This window comes from Streptomyces sp. NPDC044704, from assembly GCF_056433525.1.
In genome coordinates this window covers 43,525-55,676 of record NZ_JBWKGY010000033.1, presented here as the reverse complement: position 1 = coordinate 55,676, position 12,152 = coordinate 43,525, and the positions used below count along the sequence as shown (strand labels likewise).

Here is a 12,152-nt window from a genome sequence, read left to right as displayed (position 1 = left end):
GCCGCCCCGCCCCGCGCGCGCCGGGGGCCGGGGGGGGGGTGGCTCCCCCTCCCGCCGGCTGCCGGGCGCCCCCGCCGCGGCGGGCGGCGCGGGCCGCCCCCCCCCCCCCCCCCCCCCCCCCCCCCCCCCGGCCGCACCCTCATCCCGGGGAGCCCGAAAGACATGCCACACACCGACACCGCGCACGCCCCGTCCACGGACGGGACCGCCGGCCAGACGGTCGACTTCTGGTTCGACCCCCTGTGCCCCTTCGCCTGGATCACCTCCCGCTGGGTGCTGGAGGCCGCCGAACGGCTGCCCCTGACCCTGCGCTGGCACGAGATGAGCCTGGCCCTGCTCAACAGCGGCCCGGAGGTCCCCGAGGCCCGGCGCGCCCTCCTCGGCCGCTACTGGGGCCCCGTCCGACTGGTCGCCGCGGCCCGGGACGCACACGGCGACGAGATCGTCGGCCCGCTCTACACCGCCCTCGGCAGCCGCTTCCACGGCCGGGGCGGCATCTTCGAACCGGTGCGCACCGCGGCGGACTCCGACTTCCGCGAGGCCATGCACCGCGCGCTGGACGGGGTCGGGCCGGGCTGCGCCGAGGCCCTGGCCGAACTCGGCCTGCCCGCCTCGCTGCTGAGCGCGTTGGACTCCGAGGAGTGGGACGAGCGGCTGCGCGCCTCGCACGACCGGGTTCCCGCACGGGACCTCGGCCAGGAGCTGATCGGCGTCCCCACGATTTCGGTGGACGGCGGCCCCGGCCAGTTCGGTCCGGTGCTGTCCGCGATACCGCGCGGTGAGCGGGCGGCGGGGCTGTGGAGCGCCTTCGCGACGCTGGCCGCCGATCCGGACTTCTTCGAGCTGAAGCAGAGCACGGGACGCTCCGCGCCCGTCACCGACTAGGCCGTCCGAGTGCCGGCACCGGCCGGGCAGCCGTGCCCGGCCGGCCCCTCTTCCCCTTTCCTTGTCAGCAGTTCTCCCGCCCGCTCCGCGGCACGACCGGAGGAAGTCAGATGCGCATCATCCGAATCCACGAGTACGGGGACCCGGATGTCCTCCGCGTGGAGGAAGCTCCCATTCCGACGCCGGGTCCGGGCGAGGTCCTCATCGCCGCCGAAGCCGTCAGCGTCGGCTTCGCGCAGACCCAGATGCGGCGCAACATCTTCCCGGCCCCGATGTGGCGCCCCCAGTTCCCCATCGTCCTCGGCGGGGACGTCATCGGCCGGGTCGCGGGCGTCGGCGCCGGGGTGACGGACATCCACGAGGGCGACCGGGTCGGCGCGTTCACCCTGAACGGCGCCTACGCCGACTACGCCGTCGTCGAGGCCTCCACGGTGCTGCCCGTCCCCGAAGGCCTGGACGCCGCGCAGGCGACCGCGCTGCCCTCCCCGGGGCCCATCGCCTCCGGCACACTGGGCACCGCGCGGCTCCAGCCCGGCGAGAGCGTCCTGGTGCACGCCGCCTCCGGCGGCATCGGCCACCTGAGCGTGCAGCTGGCCAAGGCCGCCGGCGCCGGCCTGGTGATCGGTACCGCCGGCTCCGCCGACAAGCTGGAGTTCGTACGGAGCCTGGGGGCCGACGTCGTCATCGACTACACCCGTGACGACTGGGCCGAACAGGTCCGCGAGGCGACGGGCGGCAAGGGCGTCGACGTCATCCTCGACAGCGTCGGCGGCGACGTGCTGCGCCAGGGCGTCGGCCTCCTCGCGCCCTTCGGCCGGCTGGTGTTCTACGGTTCGGCCGGCGGCGGACTGGAGATCCCCCGGGTCTCGCCCATGGAGCTCATCGAGATGAAGTTCCTGACCGGCTTCGCGCTCTCGCGCTGGCGCGCCGCCCGCCCCAAGGAGTACCTGCGCAATCACGAGGACCTGGCCGCCCGGCTGGCCGACGGCACCGTGCGGCACGCCGTGCACGCCACCCTGCCGCTGCACGAGGTCGCCGAGGCCCACCGCCTCATCGAGGCCCGTTCGCAGACCGGCCGGATCGTCCTCCTCCCGGACGCCGGCGCCTGACCGCGGCACCCGCGAGCGGCCCCGCCAGCCCCGGCCGGCGGGGCCGCTCCCGCGTGGCGTGAACTCGTCCCCCGCAGCGGCGGGAGCTGATGGATTCCGGTTCCCGGAGCCCGCCGTGATCAAGGGGATGAGAGCGTGGTGCCATGCGAGACGAAAGGTCATCAGCCATGGAGAATTCCGCCGACGGCGTGTACGACGTCGTCATCCTCGGTGGCGGCAGCGGGGGTTACTCCTGCGCCCTGCGCGCGACACAGCTCGGCCTGAAGGTCGTCCTCGTCGAGAAGGGCAAGCTGGGCGGCACCTGCCTGCACAACGGCTGCATCCCGACGAAGGCCCTGCTGCACGCCGGTGAGGTCGCCGACGAGCTCCGCCGCAGCGAGTCCTACGGAGTGAAGTCCACCTTCGAGGGCGTCGACATATCCGCGGTGCACACCTACAAGGACGGGGTGATCGCCCACCTGTACAAGGGACTCCAGGGCACCCTGAAGGCCCGCAAGAACCTCACCCTCGTGGAGGGCGAGGGCCGCCTCGTCTCCCCGACCGAGGTCGAGGCGGGCGGCGTCCGCTACCGGGGCCGGCACGTCGTCCTCGCCACCGGCTCGCAGCCGCGTTCCCTGCCGGGCCTGACCATCGACGGCGACCGGGTCGTCTCCTCCGACCACGCCCTGGTCCTGGACCGGATCCCCGAGTCGGCGGTCGTCCTCGGCGGCGGCGTCATCGGCGTCGAGTTCGCCTCCGCCTGGAAGTCCTTCGGCGTGGACGTCACCGTCGTCGAGGGCCTGCCGCACCTGGTGCCCGCCGAGGACGTCGAGATCTCCAAGGCGCTGGAGCGGGCCTTCCGCAAGCGCAAGATCAAGTTCGAGCTGGGGGCGCGCTTCTCCGGCGTCGAGTACACCGACTCCGGCGTCCGGGTCTCCCTGGAGAACGGCAAGCAGGTCGAGGCCGAGCTGCTGCTCGTCGCCGTCGGCCGCGGCCCGGTCTCCGCCGGCCTCGGCTACGAGGAGGCCGGGGTCGCCCTGGAGCGCGGGCACGTCGTCGTCGACGAACTGATGCGCACCAACCTCCCGACCGTGTCGGCCGTCGGCGACCTCGTACCGACCCTCCAGCTGGCCCACGTCGGCTTCGCCGAGGGCATCCTCGTCGCCGAGCGGATCGCCGGCCTGCCGGTCACCCCGGTCGACTACGACGGAGTCGCCCGGGTCACGTACTGCGAGCCGGAGATCGCCTCCGTCGGGCTCACCGAGGCCAGGGCCAAGGAGCTGTACGGCGCGGACAAGGTGATCGTCAGCAAGTTCAACGCGGGGAGCACCGGCAAGAGCCGGATCCTGAAGTCGGCTGGCGAGATCAAGCTCGTCCAGGTCGCCGACGGTCCCGTCATCGGCCTGCACATGATCGGCTCGCGGGTCAGCGAGCAGATCGGCGAGGCCCAGCTGATCTACAACTGGGGGGCGCTGCCCGCCGAGGTCGCGAGCCTCGTCCACGCGCACCCGACGCAGACCGAGGCGCTCGGCGAGGCCCACCTCGCCCTGGCCGGCAAGCCGCTGCACGTCCACGGCTGACCACGTCCGGCGCGGGCCGCCGTACGGGCCCCGGAGCCGCTCCTTCCGGGGTCCGTACGGGCGCGCTCGCCGTAATGTCCTGGCGGGGAGCGGAGCCGGGTGCCACCATCGGCTCCGCGCGGACGCGGGGTCCGCCGGTCAGCAGACGAGGACGCGCCATGACTCCGGATCACTCCGTACCGGGCCGGGTTCCACCGGGCTGGGGCCCCCGGGAGCCCGCCGGACCGGGTCCCGCCGCACCCGGGCCCGCCGCACCGGGTCCGGCCGCACCCGGGCGGGGCGGCGCGCGGGCCACCGGGGTGCTGCTCGGCATCTCGACGGTGCTCGTCGGGCTCATGTCGGGGCTGTTCTTCGCCTTCGACGTCTCGGTGATGCCGGGGCTGGCCCGACTCGACGACGACCGTGCCTACGTCACCGTCATGGGCAACTTCAACGCGGCCATCGACGGCAACGGCCTCTTCGGCACGGCCTTCGTCCTGGCCCTGTTCACCGCCGCCGCGGCGGCGGTCCTCTCGCTGCGCTCGGGCCGCCGAGCGGTCGCGCTGTGGGCCGGGGCGGCCGCGCTCGCCTACCTCGTGGTCCTCGTGATCACCTTCGCGGTGAACATCCCGCTGAACAACGAACTCGCGGACGCCGCGGCCTCGGCGCGCACCGACCTCCCGGTGGTGGACAAGTTCAAGGGCACCTGGGTCACCACCAACATCGTCCGCACCGTGGTCTGCACGCTCGCCCTCGCCGCCCTGGCCCGGGCCCTCGTCCTGCACGGCCGCGCCACGCCACGCTGACCGGCGGGCGGGCACCCGGGCGGGGCGCCCGCCCGGGTCAGGAACCGCCGTGCAGGACCAGGGCCCAGGCCAGCAGGCCGGTCGCCGCCGTGCACAGCAGCGTGCGCCAGACGTTCGCACGGACCCACGGCCCCTCGAAGGCCCGCCGGACGGACGCCGGATCGGCGAGCCGGTCGGCCGGGCCGGCCTGCTCCAGGGCGTTGTTGAGCGGGATGTTCACCAGGCCGGTGACCGTCATCGCCAGCACGTAGCAGACGAACGCCCCGACGAGCGGCGCCAGGGCGTCCCGCCCGTCGGCCGGGACGTGCAGGCCCACGGCGAGTCCGGTGAACAGCAGCGCCCCGAGGTAGCCCAGCATGAACCAGCCGTTGAGGATGGCCACGTTGACCCGCTGCATCACCTCGACGACGGTCCGGTCGCCGGTGCCCCGCAGGCCGGGCATCACGGCCACGGCGAACCCGTAGAAGAGGCCGCTGACCAGCCCCATGGTGATCGTCGCCGCGATCAGTGACGCGAACCGTGCCGTTTCCACGCAGAGCTCCCCGCACGTAGTCGAAATCCGGTCATCGAGCTGTCGGTCCCGGCCGATCCTACGGGCGGAGATCGCCCGCGTCCCGGAAAATCCGATGGGCCGTTACCAGCCGGTTTCAGCCGTTGGACACCTTTCTGCGCACACAGGCGCACGGGGTACCCTCCGCTTCCGCGGGCCCGCACGCCCGGCAGCGAAGCCTGGAGAGGAAACAGACCGTGACCGAACCGAAGCACCGGCTGGACGCATTGCGGGCCGACATCGAGCGCCGCAACCCCGCCCAGCCCGAGTTCCACCAGGCCGTGCGCGAGGTCCTGGACACCCTGGCCCCCGTGTTCGCCGCACGCCCCGAGTACGCGGAGGCGGGACTCGTCGAGCGGCTGGTCGAGCCCGAGCGGCAGATCATCTTCCGGGTGCCGTGGACGGACGACCGCGGCCGGGTCCACGTCAACCGCGGCTACCGGGTGGAGTTCAACAGCGCGCTCGGCCCCTACAAGGGCGGGCTGCGCTTCCACCCGTCGGTCGACATCGGCGTGGTGAAGTTCCTCGGCTTCGAGCAGATCTTCAAGAACGCCCTGACGGGCCTGGGCATCGGCGGCGGCAAGGGCGGCAGCGACTTCGACCCGCACGGCAAGTCCGACGCGGAGGTCATGCGCTTCTGCCAGTCCTTCATGACGGAGCTGTACCGCCACATCGGCGAGCACACGGACGTCCCCGCCGGTGACATCGGCGTGGGCGGACGCGAGATCGGCTACCTGTTCGGCCAGTACCGGCGGATCACCAACCGCTGGGAGGCGGGCGTCCTCACGGGCAAGGGGACCGGCTGGGGCGGTTCCGAGATCCGTCCGCAGGCCACCGGCTACGGCAGCGTCCTGTTCGCCGCCGAGATGCTGGCGGTCCGCGGCGAGTCCCTCGACGGACTGACCGCCGTCGTCTCCGGCTCCGGCAACGTCGCCCTCTACACGATCGAGAAGCTCCAGCAGCTCGGCGCCAACCCGCTGACCTGCTCCGACTCCCAGGGCTACGTCATCGACGAGAAGGGCGTCGACCTCGCGCTGCTGCGGCAGATCAAGGAGGTCGAGCGCGGACGCGTCAGCGAGTACGCGCAGCGCCGCGGGGCGTCCGCCCGCTTCGTGCCCGGCGGGCGGGTCTGGGAGGTCCCGGCGGACGTGGCCTTCCCCTCCGCCACCCAGAACGAACTCGGCGCCGACGACGCCCGCGCGCTCATCGCCGGCGGGGTCAAGGCCGTCTCGGAGGGCGCCAACATGCCCACCACCCCCGAGGCCGTCCACCTCTTCCAGGCGGCCGGAGTGGCCTTCGGCCCCGGCAAGGCCGCCAACGCGGGCGGAGTCGCCGTCAGCGCCCTGGAGATGGCCCAGAACGCCGGCCGCACGGGCTGGAGCGCGAGCCGGGTCGAGGAGGAACTCGCCGGCATCATGCGCGACATCCACGCCGTCGCGTACGAGACGGCCGAACGGTACGGAGCCGCCGGCGACTACGTCACGGGCGCCAACATCGCCGGCTTCGAAAGGGTCGCCGACGCGATGCTCGCCCAGGGCGTGATCTGACCCGCGATCCGGGGGCACCCGGCCGGGAGCCCGGTGGAGGGCCGTAACCTGGTCCTCCACCACCGACAGGGAGCAATCCGTGCTGAGCGCGCTTGACGGGACGTACGGCGACCGCGAGGACGCGCTGAGCGTCGCCGGGCGGAACGCCTCGTACGAGGAACTGCTGGGCGCCGCCGGCGCGGTCGCCGCCGACGTCGCGGGCGCCCCGGCGTTCGCGGTGACGGCGACCGCCTCGCTGGAGACCGTCGCGGCGGCCGTCGGCGCCCTGCTGGCCGGGGTGCCGCTCGTACCGCTGCCGCCCGACGCGGGACCGGCCGAACGCGCGCACATCCTGCGGGACTCGGGCGCCGTGGAGGTCGACGTCGACTTCGCACGGCGGGCCCCCGCCCGGACCGCCCCGGCCGCGCCCGCCGCGGACCCGGCGCTGATCCTGTACACGTCCGGCACCACCGGGCCGCCCAAGGGCGTCGTGCTCAGCGGCGCCGCGATCACCGCCGACCTCGACGCCCTCGCCGGAGCCTGGCAGTGGACCGCCGAGGACACCCTCGTCCACGGGCTCCCGCTGTTCCACGTGCACGGGCTGGTCCTCGGCGTGCTCGGCGCGCTGCGCACCGGCAGCCGGCTCGTGCACACCGGCCGCCCCACCCCGCAGGCCTACGCGGAGGCGGGCGGCAGCCTCTACTTCGGGGTGCCCACCGTCTGGTCCCGCATCGCCGCCGAACCGCGGGCGGCCGCGGCCCTGTCCGGGGCCCGCCTCCTCGTCTCGGGCAGCGCCGCCCTGCCGGCCCCCGTCTTCCGGGACCTCGAACGCCTCACCGGCCACCGGCCGGTGGAGCGGTACGGGATGACGGAAACGCTGATCACCCTCAGCGGCCGGGCCGGCGGAGAGGTCCGCCCGGGCACGGTCGGCACCCCGCTGCCCGGCATCCGGACCCGCGTCGCGGCCGAACCGGGCGCGGAGATCGGCGAACTCCAGCTCACCGGCCCCACCCTGTTCTCCGGCTACCTGGGCCGCCCGGAGGCCACCGCGGCCGCGTACACCGAGGACGGATGGTTCCGTACGGGTGACATCGCCGCCGTCGACGCGTCCGACGGCGTCCACCGGATCGTCGGCCGGGCCTCCATCGACATGATCAAGTCCGGCGGATACCGGATCGGGGCGGGCGAGATCGAGAACGCGCTGCTGGACCATCCCCGGGTGAGCGAGGCGGCCGTGGTCGGCGTCCCCGACGCCGACCTCGGACAGCGCATCGTCGCCTTCGTCGTCGCCGAAGGGGTCACCGGCACCGAACTGACCGACTTCGTCGCCGCGCACCTGTCGGTCCACAAACGCCCGCGCGAGGTCCGGTTCATCGCCTCCGTCCCGCGCAACGCCATGGGCAAACCACAGAAGAAGCTCCTGCTCACGGACGACACCGGGGACCACGCATGACCACGCCCGAGACCACCAGGGACCTCCGCACCACCGGCAGCCCCTGGATCCGCCGCTTCCACACCGCGGTCCGCCCGCAGGACGCACCCGTCCTCGTCGTGCTCCCGCACGCCGGCGGCAACGCCTCCTTCTACTTCCCGCTCTCCCGGGACCTGGCCCCGTACGCCGAGGTGCTCACCGTCCAGTACCCCGGCCGCCAGGACCGCTTCGGCGAGCCGAGCCCCGACACCGTGACCGGGCTCGTCGACGAGGTCGAACGGGCCCTGCGGCCCTGGCGGGGCAGGCCCCTGGTCCTCTTCGGGCACAGCATGGGCGCGGTCCTCGCCTTCGAACTGACCCGCCGGCTGGAGCGGGCCGGCACGGGCCCGCGCGGCCTGGTCCTCTCCGGACGCCGCTCCCCGCTCACCCACCGGGAGGAGAGCACCCACACCGAGGGGGACGAGGCCCTCCTCGCCCGGCTGAGTGAACTCTCCGGCACCGACCCGCAGTTGCTCGCCGACCCGGACTTCCGGGAGCTGATCCTGCCGTCGCTGCGCAGCGACTACAAGGCGATCGAGACATACCGCTACGAGCCCGGACCGGTGCTGCGCACCCCCGTCAGCGTGCTCTGCGGGGAGTCCGACCCGCGGGCGAGCCTGGCCGACGCCATGGGCTGGCGGCAGCTGACCGGCGCCGCCTTCACCTTCCGGTCGTTCCCCGGGGCGCACTTCTACCTGGCGGAACAGCACGACGCCGTGGTCCGCGCGCTCACCGAGGACCTGTCGGCCTTCGCCGCCGTCTGACCGGCCGGGGCCCTTCCCGGGGCCTCCCCGGGGCCTCGCCACGGCCCTCGTCCGGGGTGCCCTCCGGGCCCCGGCCGGGCGGCCGGATCCTGCCGGAGATCATCTAGGCAGGGCCGGGGGGCGTCGGTACGTTGCTCGCATGGACCAAACGGCTGGCGATCCCAGAACCGACCATCGCGCCCTCGTCGCGGCCGGCATCACCGTCGTGATGTGGGCCTCCGCCTTCGTCTCCATCCGCGCGTCGGCCGACCACTTCGGCCCCGGCGCGCTCGCGCTGGGGCGGCTGCTGACGGCGTCCCTCGCGCTGGGCGCCGTACTCCTGGTCAAGCGGGTGCCGCTGCCGCCCCGTCAGGCCTGGCCGGGGATCCTCGCCTCCGGGGTGCTCTGGTTCGGGCTCTACATGGTGGCGCTGAACTGGGGCGAGCAGGAGGTCGACGCCGGTACCGCGGCGATGGTCGTCAACATCGGCCCGATCGTCATCGCCCTGCTCAGCGGCTGGCTGCTGAAGGAGGGATTCCCGCCGATGCTGCTGGCGGGGATGGGCGTCTCCTTCGCCGGAGCGGCCGTCGTGGGCGTGTCCACCTCGAACGGCGGCTCCTCCTCGGTCGTCGGCGTGCTGCTGTGCCTGGTCGCCGCCCTCGCCTACGGGGCCGGGGTCGTCTCGCAGAAACCCGCGCTGCGGTACGCCACTCCGCTCCAGGTGACCACGTACGGCTGCTTCGTCGGCACGGCGTGCACCCTGCCCTTCGCCGGGCAGCTGCTCGACCAGCTCCCCGAAGCCCCGCTCACCGCCACCCTCAACATGGTCTACCTGGGCCTCTTCCCGACCGCCCTCGCCTTCACCACCTGGACGTACGCCCTCTCGCGCACCACCGCCGGGAAGATGGGCGCCACCACGTACGCGGTGCCCGCCGTGGTGGTCGTCATCGCGTGGTTCGCCCTCGACGAGGTGCCCGGCTGGCTGACCCTGCTGGGCGGCGCGATCTGCCTCGCCGGCGTCGCCGTCTCCCGCAGGCGGCCCCGGGCCGCGGCGGTTCCCGCGGGGAAGTGACGCGGGAGCGGCGGGAGTTCAGCTCCGGTCGCGGCCTTCGAGTTCGGCCTCCAGTCCGCCGAGCAGGATCTGGAGTCCGAACTCGAAGGTCTGCTCCGGCGCCGCCGCGTACGCCGTCGCCGCCGGTCCGTCGACGCGCGTGCGCAGCCTCGGGAACTGCCGGGCGACCTCGGCCGCCCTGGCCACGGTCTCCTGGATCAGCTCCTGCGGGTCGCCGCCGTCGCGCCCGAGCCGCCGGGCCAGCGAGGCCTCGGCGGAGGTGCCGAGGACGCTGCCGAGCACGAACGTGAAGACGGTGCCCGCCGCCCGGTCCGCCTCGGGGCCGGTGAACCCGGCCGACTCGTAGACCGCCAGGCTGAGGTCGTCGTACCGCGCCTTGCCCGGCCCGTAGAACAGGTACGAGCCGAAGGCCGGCACCAGCCACGCGTGGCGGCTCAGCATCGCGTGCAGCCCGGTGGCCATGGAGGTGGCCGCGGCGCGCCAGCCGACCGCCTCGGGGTCGGCCAGTTCGATCTCGTGCCAGACGTGGTCGCCGGCGAGCAGGACGAGGTTGTCCTTGTTCTTGACGTGCCAGTAGACGGCCGTGGCCGCGGTGCCCAGGCGCTTGCCCAGGCTCCGCATGTTCAGGCCGTCCAGACCCTCTTCGTCGAGCAGTTCGATCGCGGTCAGGACGATGTGTTCCCGCGTGAGCGTGTCGCGTGCCATGCCCCTCACGATAGGCCGCCCACCCCCACTTGCACAAAGTTCAGGCGAGGGCTTGCACTTAGTTCAAGTCCCGGCCTACAGTCTCCTTGAACTTAGTGAAAGTCGCTGGGTGAACGTCACAGCGGCGCCGTGGGCGCCGTACGAGGGGGACCACCGTGAACGCTCTTGTCGCCGCACTCCAGCTGCTCGTCGCCGCCGCCTTCCTGAGCATCCCGGTCGTCCGCGCCCGCTACGGAGCCGTCGCCATGGGGGCCGCCGAGGCGGAACTGCGGCGCCAGGGGGTGCGGCCGACCGTCCTCACGGAGAACGGCATGCGCTTCGACGCCGGCGGCCACGAGACCTGGGCGCCCGTCGGGTTCGCCGCGACGATGGCGGCCGCGGCCGGGGCCAACCTGCTCGCCGCTTCCTGGGCCCCGGTCCTGACCTACGTCGCGCAGTCGCTGATCGTGCTGGTCAACTGCGTGATCCTGTACAGCAACCTGACGGCGGTCCCCTCCGTGACGGCCGCCTTCGCCCGCAAGGGCGACGAGGAGCTGGCCCGCGTCGACGTGGCGGCCCTGCTGAAGGCCGCCGAGGACGGCTTCCCCGCCTGGGTCTGGGTCCTGCAGAACGCCCGCCACGTGGTCGTGTTCGGCGCCTCGGCCGCCGCCCTCGCCGTCACCGCCCTCGCCTGAGCCCCCACGGGCCCCGGGTTCCGAGGGGGCGGCCGGGCCCCGTCAGGCGGCGAACGTGGTCCCGTCAGGCGGCGAACGCGGCCCCGTCAGACGACGAACGTGGCCTCGTTGCGTCCGAGGAGATAGCCGAGCTGGAGCCGGTTGAGGGCCCCCATCTCCTGTTTGATGGCCGCGATGTGGGCCTGGAGGGAGCGCTCGCTGATCCCTATGCGGCGGGCGATCGCCTTGTCCGCGTAGCCCTCCACGAGCAGCCTGCTGATCGACTCCCGGATCGCCGGAACCACTTCGTCCGCCGCCTTCGCGGCGTGGAGCGGCACGAAGGGAAAGGGCTTCGCCCGGTCCCAGGCCTTGTCGAAGGTGTCCCGGAGAAATCGTACGATCGTCGGTTCGGTAATCGAGATAGCCGTGGTACGGTCTTCGTTCGCCGAAATGAAGGCGACGTCGTCCACAATGATCAGACGGTCGAAGAATTCTTCCAGGGTGCGAACCTGGGCGCCGTATTCGGTAACCGCGCGGACATATTCCTTCGTCGCCTCGTCGAATCGCGTGGTGTGCTGATAGAGCGTCCGCATCGCGATCCCCGCCGAGATGTGCCGGCGTACGGATTCCAGGGCCTCCTTCAGCACCGCGCTCGGCCGTGCCCCGTCCGGCTGCGCGGTGAGGATGTCCCGCCGGACCGATCCGAGGGCGTCGTTGATCGCGCCGGAGATACTGCCCAGGCCATGCAAATAACGGACTCCGGGCCCCACGACCTCCTCGTCCGCGCGGGCCTCCACCGCCGGCGCGGCGGCCGGGCGCGCGGCCTGCTGCGCGGCCTCCTGGGCCAGCAGCCCGAGGTGCGTTGCGAGTTCCCGCAAGAACGCCTGCGGTTCCCCCGCGGCGGCCGCACACAGCGCTTCAGGTGCACCGCTCTGTGCGGTTTCGACGTATTTGACTACGTCCACGTGCCACCCCTGTCTGTCCGGTATGCAGCTGTTCGTAGCGGTCTGGACCCCGTGGGTTCCCGCAATGCGTAAACCGGAGCCATCGTAGGTCTACCTCGTCGTGACCCGGCAGGGGAGATTTGGTCTCAC

12 protein-coding genes are annotated in these 12,152 nt (G+C 73.0%); 9 read left to right on the top strand and 3 right to left on the bottom strand.

Features of this window, described 5'->3' with window-relative positions; genetic code table 11:
- Nucleotides 1–162 precede the first annotated feature (162 nt).
- The 4 genes from AC07B0_RS38780 to AC07B0_RS38765 all read left to right on the top strand — a co-directional run bounded on the left by AC07B0_RS38780 (nucleotide 163) and on the right by AC07B0_RS38765 (nucleotide 4,338).
- Entirely contained in the window at nucleotides 163–885 is a 723-nt protein-coding gene (locus AC07B0_RS38780) for a DsbA family oxidoreductase (protein ID WP_356879244.1), read from the top strand.
- A gap of 110 nt (nucleotides 886–995) precedes the next feature.
- Entirely contained in the window at nucleotides 996–1,994 is a 999-nt protein-coding gene (locus AC07B0_RS38775; RefSeq protein WP_467299677.1) for a quinone oxidoreductase family protein, read from the top strand.
- 167 nt (nucleotides 1,995–2,161) lie between these two features.
- The gene (lpdA, locus tag AC07B0_RS38770) at nucleotides 2,162–3,553 is read left to right on the top strand and encodes a dihydrolipoyl dehydrogenase (protein WP_356879240.1); all 1,392 of its coding nucleotides are present in this window, start codon (nucleotides 2,162–2,164) and stop codon (nucleotides 3,551–3,553) included.
- 158 nt (nucleotides 3,554–3,711) lie between these two features.
- Nucleotides 3,712–4,338: an anthrone oxygenase family protein gene (locus tag AC07B0_RS38765; protein WP_478900373.1), complete on the top strand. Its 627-nt coding sequence runs from the start codon at nucleotides 3,712–3,714 to the stop codon at nucleotides 4,336–4,338.
- A 37-nt stretch (nucleotides 4,339–4,375) separates the two neighbouring features.
- On the opposite strand, the gene AC07B0_RS38760 is transcribed toward AC07B0_RS38765, so the two are convergent.
- A complete protein-coding gene (locus tag AC07B0_RS38760) occupies nucleotides 4,376–4,870 on the bottom strand; it encodes an anthrone oxygenase family protein (protein WP_356879236.1) in 495 nt (164 codons plus the stop codon).
- A 215-nt stretch (nucleotides 4,871–5,085) separates the two neighbouring features.
- Here AC07B0_RS38760 and gdhA point away from each other — a divergent pair, with 215 nt between their 5' ends.
- From gdhA to AC07B0_RS38740, 4 genes are all read left to right on the top strand, one after another.
- Nucleotides 5,086–6,435, top strand: coding sequence for an NADP-specific glutamate dehydrogenase (gene gdhA, locus AC07B0_RS38755; protein ID WP_467299681.1), 1,350 nt, complete (start codon nucleotides 5,086–5,088; stop codon nucleotides 6,433–6,435).
- A 79-nt stretch (nucleotides 6,436–6,514) separates the two neighbouring features.
- Nucleotides 6,515–7,867, top strand: a complete 1,353-nt coding sequence (locus tag AC07B0_RS38750) for an AMP-binding protein (protein ID WP_356879231.1) — start codon at nucleotides 6,515–6,517, stop codon at nucleotides 7,865–7,867.
- Complete coding sequence (locus AC07B0_RS38745) at nucleotides 7,864–8,649, top strand: thioesterase II family protein (protein WP_356879229.1); 786 nt, start codon at nucleotides 7,864–7,866, stop codon at nucleotides 8,647–8,649. The genes AC07B0_RS38750 and AC07B0_RS38745 overlap by 4 nt, the downstream gene beginning before the upstream one ends.
- Nucleotides 8,650–8,788: 139 nt before the next feature.
- The gene (locus AC07B0_RS38740) at nucleotides 8,789–9,700 is read left to right on the top strand and encodes a DMT family transporter (RefSeq protein WP_356879227.1); all 912 of its coding nucleotides are present in this window, start codon (nucleotides 8,789–8,791) and stop codon (nucleotides 9,698–9,700) included.
- A gap of 18 nt (nucleotides 9,701–9,718) precedes the next feature.
- Here the strand turns inward: AC07B0_RS38740 and AC07B0_RS38735 are convergent, their stop codons facing one another.
- Entirely contained in the window at nucleotides 9,719–10,405 is a 687-nt protein-coding gene (locus AC07B0_RS38735) for a TetR/AcrR family transcriptional regulator (protein ID WP_478900372.1), read from the bottom strand.
- A 155-nt stretch (nucleotides 10,406–10,560) separates the two neighbouring features.
- Here AC07B0_RS38735 and AC07B0_RS38730 point away from each other — a divergent pair, with 155 nt between their 5' ends.
- Nucleotides 10,561–11,079 (top strand): hypothetical protein, encoded by a 519-nt coding sequence (locus tag AC07B0_RS38730; protein WP_356879223.1) that lies wholly within the window; start codon nucleotides 10,561–10,563, stop codon nucleotides 11,077–11,079.
- 86 nt (nucleotides 11,080–11,165) lie between these two features.
- Here the strand turns inward: AC07B0_RS38730 and AC07B0_RS38725 are convergent, their stop codons facing one another.
- Nucleotides 11,166–12,023, bottom strand: a complete 858-nt coding sequence (locus tag AC07B0_RS38725; RefSeq protein ID WP_356879221.1) for a LuxR C-terminal-related transcriptional regulator — start codon at nucleotides 12,021–12,023, stop codon at nucleotides 11,166–11,168.
- Nucleotides 12,024–12,152 lie beyond the last annotated feature (129 nt).